This is a genomic window from Mesorhizobium sp. (genome assembly GCF_004962925.1).
Taxonomy (GTDB): domain Bacteria; phylum Pseudomonadota; class Alphaproteobacteria; order Rhizobiales; family Rhizobiaceae; genus Mesorhizobium.
In genome coordinates this window covers 33,598-50,024 of the sequence record NZ_SUEO01000017.1, presented here as the reverse complement: position 1 = coordinate 50,024, position 16,427 = coordinate 33,598, and the positions used below count along the sequence as shown (strand labels likewise).

Sequence of the window (16,427 nt, the reverse complement as noted above, 5' to 3'; positions counted from 1 at the left end):
GGGTTGAGATCGGAGCTGCGTGGTCGAAGCGCTCCAACGAGGGCCGCGACTATCTCGCCCTGAAGCTAGACGATCCGAGCTTCATCGCCCCGATCTACGCCAATCTCTTCGGCGACGAAGAAGGCGAAGGCTATAGCCTCATCTGGTCCCGCCCCAGTGGCCGCCGCAACGTGGAGTAAACCGCCTGAGCGACCCGCCCGGAACACCGGGCGGGGGCATTCCTTTCACGGCCCGCGACAAGGAACGAGATGAACGAATTCTTCTCTACTTTGTAACGCGCGATGAACGTCGCCTGAGTAGGTCTGCTGCCTCGCCGAGAACGTTTGCGAGTTTGTCGACAACGTCGACCCCAATGTTGCCGACGTCGCGGTGCGCCTCAATGGTCGTCGTTGGCTATTTGCGGTTCGCCCCACTTTGCTGAATCAGCAAAGCGGTTTGCCGACTCTCTAACTACCCAACGTCGGTATCGCCCTGGATGTTGATTCCGAGGTCCTCAACCAGATGAGGGCATGCGGAGAGGACTTGGAGCGTTGCAGGTTAATTGGACCGGTCCGGCAGTCTACGCGCACATGAGCGGCTACGAAGCTGCGGAGTTCGCTGCTGAGTATCTGATCCGGAACGACGCTTTTGTCGCCGAATGCAGCGAGCTTGCGTCGCGCGGCATACATAATGGAGAAGTTCTCGGTCCGCCTGATTTCGCCGCTCGCTGGGGTGCGCGATTTCAAGATTACAGGCGAGAACCTCCCGCTACCTGAGAACATCGTTTGGACTGAGCAGGCTTTCCCGCGTGTGCTCCGAGCCACGAAGATGGCTGCCACGGTCAGTTCTTCGCATCGAACAATTCAACTTTCCGAGCTCGGCAATTTCCACACGTTGCAGCAGGCCAAAGAGTTTGTGGTTCTTTGGCCGGCATCGATGTCAACACACAGGCTGATTGCCGAAACTCGCGAGGAATCACCTAGCATCAACGCCATCGTTCTGCCACTCGACGGCGCGTTCGAGACGCGGCTCGATGCGGCACGCCGGTTCCGGCGGGCGCTGAGCGGTCGATCGCTCGGTTCACGCTTTGGCGCGCTGCCGGATCAGACGAAGATCAGGCATATCCTCAATTTGCGCGCGCATGATGGTCGCCGCACCGGTGCAACTTATCGTCAGATCGCGGAGGTGCTGTTGTCGCGAGAGCCAATCGCGCCGCGCGATTGGCGCGATCACCATCTTCGGCACAAGATCCGGGCGATCCTGGGAAGAGCGGATCGCTTAGTAGCAGGCGGCTATCGCGATCTTCTCTTTTATCCCCATCGTCGCGGTCGGACCTCCGATTGCTGAAGCCCTTCCTCGCAGGGTAGCAAAAACGCTGCCCCTAATCTTTGCCCTCCCTCGCCCTTTCTCATTTCGACGATTCTCCGTTTCGCGCGTCCCGGCAGGCCAGGACGACAGCAGAACCGAATGGAGATCGAACGATGTCGAAGGGTCCCGCGGGCGCGCCCCCAAAATACCTACGTACGAAGGAGGCAGCACCTATCGTCGGGCTCTGCGCCCGGACCCTGGAGAAGCATCGGACCTACGGCACCGGCCCAAAGTATCGCAAAGTCGGCGGCCGCGTCCTCTATGACATCGACGACTTGCATGCCTGGATCGCGCTTGGCGCGCGGACCTCCACGAGCGATACGAACGCGACCGTTGTTCCGCCGGCCAAGCCACATGCGGCGCGTGCGCCAGCCTATGCCGATAGACGCAATCCCGCCTCCTGACCTGCAGAGGTGATGATAATGCGGCATCGGTCGGCCGACCAGAAGCAATCTGAGCTGTTTCAAGCGCGGGCCAGTGAAACCGCGCCGCCCAACGTGCGGGACCTCATGTTCTGGCCTGTCTTCTTGCTCGCCACATTCCGCCATGACGCTTGGCTGCTGAGCCACCGGAATGAGCCATGAGTATGCGCCCAGCGATCATTGCCGCGATGCTCGGAGGCTCGGTCCTGGTTGCCAGGCCAGTGTGGATCGACCATCGACCGAGGTTCATCTGGAATGCATCGGCGAGCGTCCCCATCGGGCTTTATCGCGTCGAGCCGGCTAAAGAGATCGGTATTGCCGATTTGACCGTCGTCATGCCGCCGGAGCCGTTGGCGGGCTTCCTGGCCGAACGCGGATATCTACCGAAGGGCATGCCGCTCCTGAAGCACGTGCTGGCACCCGCAGGTGCGACGGTCTGCCGGCAAGGCACAGACATCATTGCTAACGGCGTGAGCTTTGGAGCTGCCCGCGAGCGTGACAGTCGTGGCCGACAGCTGCCCGTCTGGCAGGGCTGCCGTGTCATTGCCGATGGCGAAGCCTTCTTCATGAACCGGGACGCGGCCGACAGTTTTGACAGCCGCTATTTCGGGCCGCTCCCGCTCACTTCGATCATCGGTCGCGCGATCCCGGTCTTGACGACCGACCGCACCGCTTCGGCGTCGAATCCTAACTGCCCGGCCGGACCCCGGCGAGTCGTGGAGGCTCCCACCAACCCCTTCTCAACGCCCATGAAAGGAGCACTGCAGTGGCCCAGATCGGTACCTTCACCCGCAACGAAGACGGCTTCTTCGGCAATATCTTTACGCTGACGCTCGACGTGAAACTTGTCATCCTGCCTGCCGAGAAATCGGATGCCGAGAATGCGCCCGACCATCGCGTCTTCTGCGAAGGCATGGAGGTGGGCGCTGCATGGGATCATAGCGGCGAGAAGGCCGGGGCCTTTCTCTCCGTTGCGATTGACGATCCGTCTTTCACTCAACCGATCCGCGCCAATCTGTTCCAGTTCGACGCCGACAAGGACACCTGGAACCTGCATTGGAGCCGACCGTCGAAGCGCGATGAGAGAGGCTGATCGGATGCTCCGATTGCGCCTCAACGAGCCTTTCGCGTCCAACCCTTTTATCGATCGGCCACCGATCAATCCCGCCGACCTCATCGGCCATCAGGCGGCTGCCGCACGCAGCGAAGGTCAAAGGCGATCGGACGCTTCCCCGTCGTTCTGGACGCGTACAGCATCACAATTTGGGGGAAGCTGGTTCGGCGGGCGAGGCCTTGCCCTTGACGGAACCGAGCACGGTGGCAGATTGTTGGCGGATCGGGACGACGGTATTTACGCTGTCATCTGCCAAGGCATCACAGCGCTTTCTGCATGCGTCATACTTACCGTTTCAGTGTCCGCTGTTTGCGCAGAACCTCCCACGCACAGTGAACGGCCGGCGTGCTCCAACCGCAATACTTCGTCCTCTGATGTCTGGTCGGAGCATATCCGGGAGGCCGCGAAACAATTTGCCATTCCCGAGCGGCTGCTTCGCGCCGTCATGCAAGTCGAGAGCGCTGGTGATGTTCATGCGGTGTCGAGCATGGGCGCGATGGGCCTGATGCAGATCATGCCGGGGACGTGGGAGGAGCTTCGCATGAAGCATCATCTCGGCGATGATCCTTTTCACCCGCGCGACAACATTCTTGCCGGTGCTGGCTACCTCCGTGAATTGCTCGATCGCTTTGGTCGCAACGGCTTTCTCGCTGCCTACAATGCCGGCCCTAGGCGTTATAAAGAGCATCTTTTGACCGGCCGCCCGTTGCCGCGTGAGACGATCGACTACGTCAGGAAACTCACCCCGCTGATCAGAGGTGGCGTTTCCATTCCGCCGCGCACACGACAAGGAACAAACAGGGCGAGTTCACTCGAAGGAGCGATTTTCGTGCAAAGCAGCGACATCCGGAATGTCGTCGCGTCACAAGGCGGCCGTGATGCAGATGTTGCCGCACAGACCATCTTCACGGCTATCCGTTCGCCCAGCATGCGATTGCCGGTGGGTGTTTCTGTCACTGACCTCACTGCGGTCGAGCCGCAGTCGGATAGTTTGCCGTTCCAAGCTGAATTGGAGCCGAGATCGTCCGAGAGCAGCCAATTCGCGCAGCATTTTTCCGAGACACCGCGATGATCGGCGCATTCCTGGTCAATCGCATTCCGACCTGTTTCGTCGCGGAAATTGCGACGGGAGGGGCAGCCGCAGATAAGGGCGAAGACGGGCGGCAGGATAAAGAGCGGCGATGTGCGGTCCGGTCGAGTGGCGAAAACGCAAGGGTTTCAGAGGCTATTTCGCGATGTGCGAGGATTTTGCGCGATGTGCGTCATCGCCACTTTCTACATTTTTCCGATAGAAGCTGCACCTCGCGGGGAGAATCGCCGTGAACCGGGATGAAGACTTCCGTGTCCGCCCTGGCCGTATCCGCTCTCGCGCCAGACAGCGCGCAAGATCATTCACTTTTCAGGCGCTCGCGGCAGCACAGCGTGCCGGTGGGAGGGTTTCACGCACAGGCCATTTGGTCTCGCCGCGCCACTCGACTTTTGGACGTGGCCGGACGGCGAGCGTCCGCGCCAATCGCCTCATCACCGGCCACTCGCGCGGCGTCATCGTCAAAGCGCGCGTCGTCCGGCAGTTCAGGAGCTCGGCGCCGCTCGCCGCTCATCTCAAATATCTCCGCCGCGAGGGTGTGACACGTGACGGCAACGCGGCGAAGCTATTTGGTCCTGATACGGACGAGGCTGATCATGATGCCTTCTGCGATCGATGCAAGGACGACCGCCATCATTTCCGTTTCATCGTCTCGCCTGACGACGCCACCGAGTTGGGCGACCTCAAGAGTTTCGCCCGCAACCTGATGGGCGACGTGCAGCGCGATCTTGGCACAAAACTCGACTGGGTCGGCATCGACCACTGGAACACCCAACATCCGCACGTTCATATCCTCGTTCGCGGTGTCGCCGACGATGGCGAGAATCTAGTTATCTCGCGCGACTACATCCGCCAGGGCATGCGCGACCGCGCAGGCGACATCCTTACCCAGACGCTGGGCCCTCAGACCGACCATGAGATCCGCCGGACAATCGAGCGGCAGGTTGAAACTGAGCGCTGGACACAGCTCGACCGCCAGCTTGCCCGCGACACGGATCGTGATGGCATCATCGATCTCGCGCCGTATCCGGAATGTCCGCCCGACGAATTCCTGACAATCAAGGTTGGGCGGCTGCGTCGGCTCGAAAGCCTGGGCCTTGCCAGCGAGATCCGTCCCGGCCAGTGGATAATGGCCGAAGAAGCCGAGGCAATCATGCGCGCGCTCGGCGAACGAGGCGATATCATCAAACGCGTCCACCGCGGTCTCGCCGGGCACGGCATAGACAGGGGAACATCGGACTATGTTCTCGGCGCCGAACAGATCGAAACGCCAGTCGTCGGGCGGCTGCTCGAACGTGGCCTGCATGACGAACTGCGCGGTTCAGCCTATGCCATTGTCGACGGCATCGATGGACGGACGCATCACATCCGCTTTCAGAATCTTGATGCAACTGGAGACTCCGCGCCGGGCTCGATCGTGGAATTGTGCCGTTATAAAGATGCGAAGGGCCGTGCCAGTGTAGCGCTCACCGTCCGCTCCGATCTTTCGATCGAAGAACAGATCCATGCTTCCGGCGCGACCTGGCTCGACCGACAGCTCACCGCGAACGAGCCAGCCGAGCTAGGCGATGGCGGTTTTGGCGGGGACGTAACGCAGGCGCTAAAAGATCGTGCCAATCACCTTGTCGAGCAAGGTCTGGCCTGGCGCGAGGGACAGCGCGTCATCCTTGCGCGCGGCGTGATCGATGCGCTGCGCGATCGTGAAATTGACGCACTCGGCTCACGGCTGGCGGCCGAAACCGGCCTGTCCTTCACGAGGGCCGCAGACGGTCATGTGCCCGGCATCTATCGGCAGCGTTTCTCCCTCGCTTCTGGTCGCTTTGCGATGATCGATGACGGGCTCGGCTTTAGGCTCGTGCCCTGGTCGCCGTCGCTAGAACAAAGATTCGGCAATCATATTTCTGGGGTGATGCGTGCCGATGGCGGCGGTGTGGATTGGAACTTCGGTAGGAAGCGCGGCGTCGGGCTGTAAGGCTCTCACCAGTGCCGCGCAAATCCAGGGGGTGCTCTGTCTGGAATGCCAGTTCAAGGCACCTTTGGCTTGTCGCCATTGCAGGAATTCATGCTGGTGTCGACGTTGGTCCCGAGAAGGCAATCACGTGGGCCCAACTCTTCACGGTTCGTGTGGTCAGGCTTGATACTAACACCTACCCGGAATGAACTGTCTCCCATCTCCCGCGAAATGCCAGTAGTTGGTTGGAAACGAGCACCGTCCGCTGCAATCCTGACCGGCCGCACTATGCGCTTAGGCGAAACCGTGTGACGTCGATGGCCGCGGCCATCAGCGTCTGCGTGTAGGTAGCTTGCGGATTGCTGAAGATCGCCTCGGTCGGCCCTTCCTCGACGATCTTGCCCTGCTTCATGACGATGATGTAGTCGGCCATGGCACGCACGACGGCGAGATCATGGCTGATGAACAGATACGATAGCTCATAGTCGGCCTGCAGCTTGCGCAGCAGCTCGACGATCTGCTTCTGGACGGAGCGGTCGAGCGCCGAGGTCGGCTCGTCGAGGACGACCACCTTGGGCTTGAGGATCATCGCGCGCGCGATGGCAATGCGCTGGCGCTGCCCGCCGGAGAATTCGTGCGGATAGCGATTGCGCGCATTCGGATCGAGCCCGACCTCGCGCAAGGCCTCGACCGCGCGCAGATCGCGTTGCTTGCCCGACAGGGTCGGCTCATGCACCAGAAGCCCTTCGGTGATGACTTGGCCGACGGTCATGCGCGGCGACAGCGAACCGAAAGGGTCCTGGAAGACGAGCTGCAATTCACGCCGCAGCGGCCGCATAGCCTGACGGTCGGCGGCGGAAATATCGCGATCGCCAAAGCGGATGAGGCCATCACTTGGCAGAAGCCGCAGCAAAGCCCGGCCGAGCGTCGATTTTCCCGAACCGGATTCGCCGACGATGCCGATGGTCTGGTTCCGCTGCAGCCGGATCGAAATGTGATCGACCGCACGCAGCACCAGCGGCTCTCCGGCAAGAAAGCCACCGCCGATCTTGAAGTTCACTTCGACATTCCTGCCTTCGAGCAGGACGGGCGCATTTGGCGGTGGCGGCGCCTTGGTTCCGGTCGGCTCGGCGGCCAGCAGCATCTTGGTATAGGCATGCTGCGGGTTGACGAAGATCGCTTCCGCATCGCCCTCCTCGACGACCTCGCCGTAGCGCATGACATAGACCCGGTCGGCAAAGCGCCGGACAATGCCGAGATCGTGGGTGATGAAGACGATCGCCATGCCGAGCTTGCGCTGCAGCTCGGCGAGCAGCATGAGGATCTGCGCCTGGATCGTCACGTCGAGTGCCGTTGTCGGTTCGTCGGCGATCAGTATGTCGGGATCGTTGGCCAGAGCCATCGCGATCATGACCCGCTGTCGCTGGCCACCCGACATTTCATGTGGATAGGATTTCATCCGCCGTTCGGGATCGGGAATATGAACCAGCCGCAAGAGCTTCAGCGCCTCTTCGCGTGCTTGCGCCGCGCTAAGGCCGCGATGCCGGCGGATCGGTTCCATCAGTTGGTTGCCGATCGAATAGAGCGGATCGAGCGAGGTCATCGGCTCCTGGAAGATCATGCTGATCTTGCGGCCGCGGACCTGGTTGAGCTCGGACTTGCCCAGTGTCAACAGGTTGCGGCCGCGATAGTCGACGACGCCTGTCGCCTCGCCGTTCGAGGCCAGCAGGCTCATGGCTGCCATCATCGTCTGGCTCTTGCCGGAGCCGGATTCGCCGACCACGGCGACGGTCTCACCCGCATTGACGTGGATGTTGATGCCCTTGACCGCCTCGACCACGCCGTCGAGCGTCCGGAAGCGGACGCGAAGGTCCTTGACGCTGAGGATCGTTTCGGAAGCGTCCATCTCAACGATCCCTGGGGTCGAGCGCATCGCGCAGGCCGTCGCCGACGAAATTCAGCGCGAACAGCGTCGAGACGAGAAAGAAGGCCGGGAACAGCAGCAACCAGTTGGCGGTGCCGATGTTGTGGGCGCCGGTCGAGATCAGCACACCCCAGCTGGTCATCGGTTCCTGCACGCCGAGGCCGAGGAACGACAGGAAGCTTTCCAGGATGATGACCTGCGGCACCAGCAGCGTCATGTAGATGACCACCGGGCCGAGCAGGTTGGGGATGACGTGACGGATCAGGATGCCGCGCTGGCCGATGCCCATCGCCTCCGCCGCCTGGACATATTCCTGCCGCCGGATCGACAGCGCCTGACCGCGTACGATACGCGCCATGTCGAGCCAAAGCACGGCGCCGACCGCCAGGAACATCAGCACGAAATTGCGGCCGAAGAACACCACCAGCATGATGACGAAGAAGATGAACGGCAGCGAATAAAGCACATCGACGATGCGCATCATCACCTCGTCGACCTTGCCGCCGGCAAGGCCGGCCGTAGCGCCATAGAGCACGCCGATGACGCCGGCGACGACCCCGGCGAGCAGGCCGATGGCCAACGAGATGCGCCCGGCCATCAGCGTCCGCGACAGGAGATCGCGGCCGGTATTGTCGGTGCCGAACAGGAAATACTGCTGCCTGATCGAAGCGCTCATCACCGCTTCAAGGCCGTCAGGCGATTTGCTCTCGATCTGCGTGTTGTCGAAGGCATCGGAACGGTCGAGGTAGCGGACATTGCGGTCGTCGATCGGCTTGGACGATGTGACGGTGACGAAGATGCGGTTGTCTTCCTGCCGCCATTCCTTGATGTCGACACGCATACGCTTGATCGCCTCATTGAGCGCGGTTTCGATCTTGTCGGCCTTCGGATAGGCCGAGAAGCTCGGCGGCGTGCGCACATAGTCGGCGTAGATGGTGGTGTATCGATGCGGCACCAAAGAGGGCCCGAACACGCTGAGAAGCGCGATGAAGGCAAGATAATACAGGCTGAACATGGCGGCGCGATTGGCCTTGAGGCGCGCCCAGGCATCGGCCCACAGGGAGCGGCCGACGACGGCCGGAACGGTGGCTGCGATGTCAGTCATAGCGCACCCTCGGATCGACGAAGGCGTACATGACGTCGACGATCAGGTTGAAGACGATGGTGAACAGCGCGATGACCACCACGGTGCCCATGACCAGCGTGTAGTCGCGGTTGAGCGCGGCATCGACGAAATAGCGACCAACGCCGGGAACAGCGAAGATCGTCTCGACGATGATCGAGCCGGTGAGCAGCGCCGCCGCGGCTGGGCCGGTGAAGGAGACGATCGGCAGGATGGCGCCGCGCAGCGCATGCTTTACGACCACCGACCAGTCCGAGAGGCCGAGCGCGCGTGCGGTGCGAATATGGTGCGAGCGCAACGATTCGATCATCGAGCCGCGCATCAGGCGGGCGACGATGGCAATTTGCGGCAAGGCGAGGGTCAGCACAGGCCCGACCTTGTTGAGGAGGGCGCCATCACCCCAGCCGCCGATCGGCAACAGCTTCCAGGTCAGACCGAACAAAAGCTGGATCACCGGCGCGATGACGAAGGTCGGGATGGTGCTGCCTGCGGCGGCCAGCGCAATCACCGAATAGTCGGCAAGCTTGTTCTGATTGAGCGCGGCAATGGTGCCGAGGAGGCCGCCGAGCAGCAGCGCCAGGACCAGCGCCGAGGCGCCGATCTGGATCGAAACGGGCAGGCCCTTGGCAAACAATTCGGTGACGGTGAAATCCGGCAGGTTGTAGCTCGGACCGAAATTGCCGCGCAGCAGATTGCCGAGATAGTGGAGATATTGCAGCCAGAGCGGGTCGTTAAGGCCGAACTGCGCTTCAAGATTGGCCTTGATCTCGGGGCTCAGGCCCCGCTCCTGATTGAACGGGCCGCCCGGCGCGACGCGTATCAGGAAGAACGCCATGGTCACGATGACGAACAGCGTGGGAATGGCGGTCAAGAGCCGCCGGAATACGTAACGCAGCATCGGTTCCCCGCTGATCCAGAGCAGCGCGCGTCCAGGTTGACGATTGTGCTCTAGCCTTCAAATCTTCGCACCGACATTGTCGAAAATCGAATCCGGTTCTCGGGCCGATGCGATGGCAAACCAGCCGCGCATTGAGTTGCGCGGCGGCCTAGCTAAGGGATCAGTCCTTGCTGATGAAGCGGGACGGATGGATGTCCATCACATTGTCGTCGAAGCCATGCAACTTCGAGGAAACGATGTCGTGGTAGCTGTAGTAGAGGAGCGGGATGTTGCCGACGTCGTCGACGAGGATGCGTTCAGCCTCAGCGAGCTCCTTCATTCGCTCCTCGGGCTTGCCGCCGGAGGCCGCCGCCTTGTCCATGGCCGCTTCATATTTCGGGCTGTTGTAGTTCGAATAGTTGTTGCCGCTGGCCTTGCGGGTGATGCCGAGGAAGGTTTCCGGGTCTTTGTAGTCGGCGATCCAGGCGGCGCGCGCCACGTCGTAGTCGCCCTTCTGTTCGAGGAAGGAATAGTGGGTCTTGGTGTCGGTGTTGAGCAGCGTGATTTCGATGCCAAGCGGCTTCAGCTGTTCCTGGATGGCGACCGCGGTGTTCTTGTGGTTTTCTGACGTGTTGTAGCGGATCTCCATCTTCAGCGGTTTCTCGGGCGTGTAGCCGAGCTTTTCGAGCACCTTCTTGGCTTCGTCCTCGCGGTCGATCTGCGACACGTCGGCGTATTTGGCCAGTGCCGGCGTGTAGCCCTCGATGCCCGGAGGCACCATCGAATAGCCGGGCAGCATCGAATTCTGCCAGACTTTTTCAGCGAGGAAGTCGCGATCGATCGCCATGGAGATGGCGTTGCGTAGCTCGACATTGTCCCACGGCGCCTTGTCGGTCTTGATCGCATAGTAGTAGGTGCCGAGATATGGCCCGACACGGATCTGGTCGCCGAATTTGGTCTTGAGATCGGCGAGCTGTTCGGTCGGCAGGTCACCGTAACTGTCCAGTTCGCCGGCCTCGAAGCGCTTCATCGCCGACGAGCGATCTTCGGTCGGGATGTAGTTGACCACGTCGAACTTGACGCTCGCGGCGTCCCAGAATTTCGGATTCTTGACCAGCTTCAGATGGTCGTTGGGAATCCACTCCGCCACTGTAAAGGCCCCGTTGGAGACCAGCTTGCCTGCCTTGATCCAGTCGGCGCCAAGCTTTTCGATAGACGCTTTGTTGACCGGATAGGTCGCCTGATGGGTCAGCATCTCCAGGAAGTAAGGCGTTGGCGACTTGAGCGTGACTTCGAGGGTATTTGCGTCAAGCGCCTTGACGCCCATATCCTCCGGCTTGCCCTTCTTGGTGTTGAATTCCTCGGCATTCTTCACGGGATAGAGCATGGAAGCGTATTCGGCAGCGGTGGCCGGATCTTCCAGCCGACGGAACGAATAGACGAAGTCGTCCGCCGTCACCGGGCTGCCGTCGGACCAGAGGCCGTCCTTGCGCAGCTTGAAGGTGTAGACAGTGCCGTCGTCCGACACCGTCCAGCTTTCGGCGGCGCCCGGAATGAGGTTCGTCTTCTGATCATGCATGACGAGGCCCTGGAACAGGTCGCGTATGATATCGGCTTCGTAGACCGTCGAGGTCTTGTGCGGATCGAGCGTCTCCGCTTCGGCGGCGGCTCCGCGGTTGTAGACGACCTCGGCGAAAGCCGGCGTGTAGAACGTGCCGGCGGCCAAGGCCATGGTTGTGGCGAATACCGTCGCCTTCAGCATATTTTTCAGCATGGAGTTCTCCCTGTCGAGGCGGCCCTACAGCTACGCCTCTTGAGTGTTGACGCCCCGAAGCCGATTAGATGGCCCCTTTGAGCGCGCCGCCGGTTCCCTTTCCGGCAGCTGGTGGCCAAACAGTAACGCGGAGATTTTTTATTTCAACAGGCTCTAGGGGTCACCCAAAGTAAGGCGCGACGACAGCCGCTTCGTGGCCGACAGAACAGTAATTGAAACCATAGGCTTGGCTGCGTTTTCTCACTTCAGGATTTTCGTTTCCAGCAAGAAACCTGTCGTCGATTCCACTTTGCTGAAATGTCTTAAGCCGCCTTTAAGCAACCATGGGTTACATTGCTCGATGGGCTTCCGGTAGATTTCTCTCATCTCCCAACGGGCAAAGGGTATGAACAGCACAGAAAGTAAGGTTTCCGCTATGAAGTGCCTAAAAGCACTCCGCTTAAGACTAATTTCGCGTCTATGTAGAGAAAATTCAGGCACCTCTGCAATCGAGTTTGCACTGCTTTCGCCCATTTTCATCCTGCTTTTGCTCGGCATGGTTGCATATGGTATCTATTTTGGTGCAAGCAACTCCGTGCAGCAGATCGCGGCGGACGCCGCACGCACGGCTATTGCCGGGCTGAACGAAACCGAACGCCAGGCGCTGGTGACCAGTTTCGTCAACAACAACGCCAGCGGATATCCCTTTGTCGATTCCGACAAGCTGACCTATCAGGCTAAGGACAGCACGGCCGACGGAAAACAGTTCGTGGTGTCCATCCAATACGATGCCCGCAACCTGCCCGTCTGGAATCTATTCCCGGCGCTGCCCATGCCGGGAACCACGATCTCACGTAAGTCGACAATACGGGTCGGGGGCATCTGAATGTCGGAACGTTTACTGGGGAGGATCGGCCGGGTCGCCCGCTCAATGCTTGGCGACCCAAAGGCGAACTTCACCGTCATGACGGCGCTGTGCGCACCGTTCGCGCTGGCGCTGGCTGCCTTCGCCATCGATGAAGGTTCAATCTATGTGGAGCGCCGGGAGGCTCAGGCAATAACCGATCTGGCGGCAATCACGGCCGCTTCCAACATCAACAACATCGAGGCCGCCGTGGTGACCACGCTCGGCGATAACGGGATGCCGGATATCGTTGTTCAGCAGGCAGGACAGACGATCGTTCCTACTCTGGGAAAGACCGTCGTGTCGGTCACCGCCGGTCGATATTCGCCAGAATCGTCGCTCGGCGTCGACAAGCGCTTCGAGGCCGGCAAGACGCCCTACAACGCCGTCCATGTCGCGCTGCAAAAGATTCCCGCCCGCTATTTCGCGAGTTCGCTCATTTCGACCCCGGTGATCGGCACCCAAGCCGTTGCCAGCATAGCGCCACAGGCGATGTTCTCGGTCGGGTCCAGACTTCTCAGCGTCAATGGCGGCATCCTGAACTCGCTTCTCAGCGGCCTCCTGGGCGGCAACATTTCACTCAGCGTCATGGACTACAACGCTCTGATCGCCGCCGACGTCAACCTGCTTTCGTTCTTCGACGCGCTTGCCGTTCAGTTGCAGCTGACAGGTGTCAGCTATTCGGAGGTGCTGGCTTCGAAAGCTACGGTGGGCCAGATAGCGACGGCCATGGCTGATGTTTCACCCGTTGGCAGCACCAGCAAGCTTGCTTTGCAGACAATCGCCTCAAGGACCACCAGCACGGTCAAGATACCGCTCAATCATCTTGTCGACCTTGGATCAATGGGCCAACTGGGCCTCGGGCAAAAGTCGGCCGGTTTTTCGGTCGACGCTAGCGCCATGGGCATGCTGACCACCGCCGCCGCACTAGCCAACGGCTCGAAGCAGGTCGAGCTCAATCTCGGAGCCACGATTCCGGGACTTGTCTCCACCACGCTTGCCGTTGCCATCGGCGAACCTGCGCAATTCTCGCCATGGCTGACAATTGGCGACAAGGGCGCCGTGGTGCGTACGGCGCAGACGCGGATCAAGCTGGTGGCATCCGTCGGCGGCAGCAATGCGAATCTCGGTGGCGGCATCAGCCTCCTGGCCGTCAAACTGCCACTGCATGTCGAGGTGGCCTCTGCCGAAGCCAAGCTGACCGACATCAGCTGCCCGACGGGGCATCCCGACAGTTTGAAGGTTTCCATTGCCGCACGGCCGGGCCTAGCATCGCTGCACCTTGGCGCCAGCGATGCCGACAACAGTCCCTCCGCCTTCGCCGATTTCAGCAACCCACAGTCGTTTCAAAATGCCGAAATCGCGCAGGTCAGCGTGAAGCTTCTGTTTCTCACCCTGAATCTGATCGGCGTGAATGGCTCTGCGGCCTTTGAGATCGCCAACACCGAGCCGACGATATTGACCTTCAACAGCACCGAAATCGCAAACAAGACGATAAAGACGGCTTCCACAAAAAACCTGACGCAATCTCTCACCACGTCGCTGGTCAACAATTTGTCGCTTTCGGTCAGTGCGCTGGGTCTCGGGCTTGATGTAACCGCTCTGCTTGGAACGGTGAAGCCAGCAGTTGTAGCGCTGCTGAACGGTGTGACTGCGCCTGTCGACGAATTGGTTTATAACGTGCTTGCGGCGCTGGGCGTGCATGTTGGCGAGGCCGATGTCCGGGTCCTGGGCGCGACTTGCGGGCGCTCCGTGCTCGTTCAATGAGGACCACGTAGAGATCAGCCGGCTCGTCCCAGGAAGCAGCCCAAGGGCGGCAGCGACAGAATCTTATTATCCTGCAAGACGGCACCAGTGCCACCAAGATCGACTGTCTCTGCAACATCTACATCCTGAGGCAACGGCCAGTTGGCCGGCTCGTCGGCGAAATTGAAGACGCAGAGCAGCTTCTCGCCACCGCCTTCGCGAATGAAGGCAAGGACATCACCCTCTGCATCGAGAAACCGGATCGAGCCCTGTACCAGGGCCACATGCTGCTTGCGCAAGGCGAGCATCGCCCGGTAGCTGGCTAGAACCGACTTCTCCTCGCCGTTTTGGACATCAACCGCGCGGGCGCGATGGCTATCCGGCACCGGAAGCCACGGCCTGCCGGTGGAAAAACCGGCATTGTCGGCGCCTTTCTCCCAGACCATCGGCGTGCGGCATCCATCCCTGCCCTTGAACCCGGGCCAGAAGCGGATGCCGTAGGGGTCGCGCAGATCCTCGAACGCCAATTCCGCCTCCTCCAACCCAAGTTCCTCACCCTGATAGAGGCAGACCGATCCACGCAGGCACGACAGCAGCGCGATCGAGAATTTTGCCACCGCCTCCAGATCGCCGCCGGGCTTTGTCCAGCGGGTCACGTGGCGAACGACGTCGTGGTTGGAAAACGCCCAGCAGACCCAGCCGTCGGACACTGCGCGCTCGAAGGCCTCGACGCAGCCACGTACGTGTGCTGCCGAGAATTGCGGACCGAGCAAGTCGAAAGTGTAGCACATGTCGAGCTTGTCGCCGCCGGCGGTGTAGGCGGCGAGCGTCTGCAACGAACGGTCCTCGTCGCCGACCTCACCGACTGCGGCGCGACCCTCATATCCATCGAGCAGCGCCCGAAACCGCCTGAGGAAAGCCAGGTTTTCAGGCTGCGTCTTGTCGAACAGATGCTCCTGATGAAGGTAGGGATTGGCTTCGGTATTGGTGCCGGCGACGCTCGATGCCTGGGGCGGATTGCTGCGCAGCCAGCGGTCATGGACGTAGTAGTTGACAGTATCCAGCCGAAACCCGTCGACGCCGCGCTCCAGCCAGAACCGCACCGTCTCCAGCAAGGCGTCCTGAACCTCCGGATTGTGGAAATTCAGGTCCGGCTGCGAGGCGAGGAAATTGTGCATGTAGTATTGCCTGCGGGTCGCGTCCCACTCCCAGGCGGGGCCGCCGAAGACCGACAGCCAGTTGTTGGGCGCGGTGCCGTCAGGCCTCGGATCGGCCCAGACATACCAGTCCGCCTTGGGGCTATCGCGGCTTGAGCGGCTTTCGACGAACCATTCATGCCGGTCGGACGAATGCGACAGGACCTGGTCGATGATGACTTTCAGGCCGAGACGGTGCGCCTCGGCGACCACGGCGTCGAATTCCTCCGATGTACCGAACATCGGATCGACGGCCGTATAGTCGGATACGTCGTAGCCCATATCGGCCATCGGGGACTTGAAGAAGGGCGACAGCCAGATGGCGTCGACGCCAAGCGATGCGACATGCGCCAGCTTCGAAGCAATGCCGCGCAGATCGCCGCTGCCGTCCCCCGTCGTGTCCTGGAAGGAGCGCGGGTAGATCTGATAGATGACGCAGCCGCGCCACCACTCGGCATTGTCATCAGCCATCATGGGTTCTCCTCCGTGCGGGCCCGTCCGGCCTTGCGCTCGATCATGAAAATGACCGTTCGCCCTGGCACCGGTTGTGAAAGATCTGCCGCGCCGGCCATGGCCGGGCCCCAGAAACATCCCTCGCGGTCCGGCAGCGTGAACATACAGGCCCGACGATCGCCATTGACGACGACCGCAAGACGGCAGCCCCCGTCGCCGGCGCCGCCGAGCATCATGACAAGGCGATGCCGCTCAGGGTTCTGCCAGCTTCTCTCATCAAGTGGCGCCCCGGTTTCGGTCAGCCAGGCAACGTCGGGTAGTTCCGAGCCGGCCAGCGGCTCCCCGGTCAGGAAGCGTGTGTCGGAAAGCGCCGGCGAGCCGCGTCGCATAGCGGCAAGTCCAGAGGCATAGTGCTCCAGCGCCTGGTCACGGCCGGCCCAGTCGAGCCAGGTGATTTCGTTGTCCTGCGCATAGGCGTTGTTGTTGCCCTTTTGCGTGCGGCCGAATTCGTCACCGGCGGTCAGCATGAT

The 16,427-nt window shown here is 61.0% G+C and carries 15 protein-coding genes and 1 pseudogene; 10 read left to right on the top strand and 6 right to left on the bottom strand.

The window, feature by feature from the left end; all coding sequences use genetic code 11:
• The 8 genes from E5W87_RS06440 to E5W87_RS06410 all read left to right on the top strand — a co-directional run.
• Positions 1–179: DUF736 domain-containing protein (locus E5W87_RS06440; RefSeq protein WP_292395099.1), on the top strand; the 179-nt coding region annotated here is incomplete at its 5' end.
• Between the two features lie 330 nt (positions 180–509).
• The gene (locus tag E5W87_RS36015) at positions 510–755 is read left to right on the top strand and encodes a DUF6499 domain-containing protein (RefSeq protein ID WP_367118799.1); all 246 of its coding nucleotides are present in this window, start codon (positions 510–512) and stop codon (positions 753–755) included.
• Positions 670–1,326, top strand: a complete 657-nt coding sequence (locus E5W87_RS06435) for a DUF2285 domain-containing protein (protein ID WP_292395090.1) — start codon at positions 670–672, stop codon at positions 1,324–1,326. Before E5W87_RS36015 ends, E5W87_RS06435 begins: the two co-directional genes overlap by 86 nt.
• Before the next feature lie 134 nt (positions 1,327–1,460).
• Positions 1,461–1,751 (top strand): helix-turn-helix domain-containing protein, encoded by a 291-nt coding sequence (locus tag E5W87_RS06430; RefSeq protein ID WP_292395088.1) that lies wholly within the window; start codon positions 1,461–1,463, stop codon positions 1,749–1,751.
• Between the two features lie 182 nt (positions 1,752–1,933).
• On the top strand, positions 1,934–2,599 hold the full coding sequence (locus E5W87_RS06425; protein ID WP_367118798.1) for a S26 family signal peptidase: 666 nt from the start codon (positions 1,934–1,936) through the stop codon (positions 2,597–2,599).
• Positions 2,536–2,862 carry a DUF736 domain-containing protein gene (locus E5W87_RS06420; RefSeq protein WP_292395086.1) on the top strand — a complete coding sequence of 109 codons (327 nt, stop codon included), beginning with the start codon at positions 2,536–2,538 and terminating at the stop codon, positions 2,860–2,862. Before E5W87_RS06425 ends, E5W87_RS06420 begins: the two co-directional genes overlap by 64 nt.
• Positions 2,863–2,875: 13 nt before the next feature.
• A complete protein-coding gene (locus tag E5W87_RS06415; RefSeq protein WP_292395084.1) occupies positions 2,876–3,955 on the top strand; it encodes a lytic transglycosylase domain-containing protein in 1,080 nt (359 codons plus the stop codon).
• A 247-nt stretch (positions 3,956–4,202) separates the two neighbouring features.
• Positions 4,203–5,942, top strand: a complete 1,740-nt coding sequence (locus tag E5W87_RS06410; RefSeq protein ID WP_292395082.1) for a VirD2 family relaxase/mobilization nuclease — start codon at positions 4,203–4,205, stop codon at positions 5,940–5,942.
• Between the two features lie 265 nt (positions 5,943–6,207).
• On the opposite strand, the gene E5W87_RS06405 is transcribed toward E5W87_RS06410, so the two are convergent.
• The 4 genes from E5W87_RS06405 to E5W87_RS06390 all read right to left on the bottom strand — a co-directional run bounded on the left by E5W87_RS06405 (position 6,208) and on the right by E5W87_RS06390 (position 11,619).
• A complete protein-coding gene (locus E5W87_RS06405; protein ID WP_292395080.1) occupies positions 6,208–7,827 on the bottom strand; it encodes an ABC transporter ATP-binding protein in 1,620 nt (539 codons plus the stop codon).
• Position 7,828: 1 nt separating this feature from the next.
• Complete coding sequence (locus tag E5W87_RS06400) at positions 7,829–8,950, bottom strand: ABC transporter permease (RefSeq protein WP_292395078.1); 1,122 nt, start codon at positions 8,948–8,950, stop codon at positions 7,829–7,831.
• On the bottom strand, positions 8,943–9,866 hold the full coding sequence (locus tag E5W87_RS06395; RefSeq protein ID WP_292395076.1) for an ABC transporter permease subunit: 924 nt from the start codon (positions 9,864–9,866) through the stop codon (positions 8,943–8,945). Before E5W87_RS06395 ends, E5W87_RS06400 begins: the two co-directional genes overlap by 8 nt.
• Positions 9,867–10,026: 160 nt before the next feature.
• Complete coding sequence (locus E5W87_RS06390) at positions 10,027–11,619, bottom strand: peptide ABC transporter substrate-binding protein (protein ID WP_292395074.1); 1,593 nt, start codon at positions 11,617–11,619, stop codon at positions 10,027–10,029.
• A gap of 415 nt (positions 11,620–12,034) precedes the next feature.
• Between E5W87_RS06390 and E5W87_RS06385 the strand changes: the two genes are divergently transcribed.
• The gene (locus E5W87_RS06385) at positions 12,035–12,484 is read left to right on the top strand and encodes a TadE/TadG family type IV pilus assembly protein (protein WP_292395097.1); all 450 of its coding nucleotides are present in this window, start codon (positions 12,035–12,037) and stop codon (positions 12,482–12,484) included.
• A complete protein-coding gene (locus E5W87_RS06380; protein WP_292395072.1) occupies positions 12,485–14,269 on the top strand; it encodes a pilus assembly protein TadG-related protein in 1,785 nt (594 codons plus the stop codon). It abuts the gene before it with no gap.
• A gap of 14 nt (positions 14,270–14,283) precedes the next feature.
• Here E5W87_RS06380 and E5W87_RS06375 read toward each other — a convergent pair whose 3' ends face one another.
• Entirely contained in the window at positions 14,284–15,915 is a 1,632-nt protein-coding gene (locus E5W87_RS06375) for an alpha-glucosidase family protein (RefSeq protein ID WP_292395095.1), read from the bottom strand.
• A pseudogene (locus tag E5W87_RS06370) lies at positions 15,915–16,427 on the bottom strand (glycogen debranching enzyme GlgX); the annotation flags it as partial. The gene E5W87_RS06375 and the pseudogene E5W87_RS06370, both read right to left, overlap by 1 nt.

What these genes read in the sequence shown, in the direction of transcription:
- E5W87_RS36015 (WP_367118799.1), top strand. Translation starts at nt 510, where the DNA reads ATGCGGAGAGGACTTGGAGCGTTGCAGGTTAATTGGACCGGTCCGGCA.
- E5W87_RS06435 (WP_292395090.1), top strand. Translation starts at nt 670, where the DNA reads ATGGAGAAGTTCTCGGTCCGCCTGATTTCGCCGCTCGCTGGGGTGCGC.
- E5W87_RS06430 (WP_292395088.1), top strand. Translation starts at nt 1,461, where the DNA reads ATGTCGAAGGGTCCCGCGGGCGCGCCCCCAAAATACCTACGTACGAAG.
- E5W87_RS06425 (WP_367118798.1), top strand. Translation starts at nt 1,934, where the DNA reads ATGCGCCCAGCGATCATTGCCGCGATGCTCGGAGGCTCGGTCCTGGTT.
- E5W87_RS06405 (WP_292395080.1), bottom strand. Translation starts at nt 7,827, where the DNA reads ATGGACGCTTCCGAAACGATCCTCAGCGTCAAGGACCTTCGCGTCCGC.
- E5W87_RS06400 (WP_292395078.1), bottom strand. Translation starts at nt 8,950, where the DNA reads ATGACTGACATCGCAGCCACCGTTCCGGCCGTCGTCGGCCGCTCCCTG.
- E5W87_RS06395 (WP_292395076.1), bottom strand. Translation starts at nt 9,866, where the DNA reads ATGCTGCGTTACGTATTCCGGCGGCTCTTGACCGCCATTCCCACGCTG.
- E5W87_RS06390 (WP_292395074.1), bottom strand. Translation starts at nt 11,619, where the DNA reads ATGCTGAAAAATATGCTGAAGGCGACGGTATTCGCCACAACCATGGCC.
- E5W87_RS06385 (WP_292395097.1), top strand. Translation starts at nt 12,035, where the DNA reads ATGAAGTGCCTAAAAGCACTCCGCTTAAGACTAATTTCGCGTCTATGT.
- E5W87_RS06380 (WP_292395072.1), top strand. Translation starts at nt 12,485, where the DNA reads ATGTCGGAACGTTTACTGGGGAGGATCGGCCGGGTCGCCCGCTCAATG.
- E5W87_RS06375 (WP_292395095.1), bottom strand. Translation starts at nt 15,915, where the DNA reads ATGGCTGATGACAATGCCGAGTGGTGGCGCGGCTGCGTCATCTATCAG.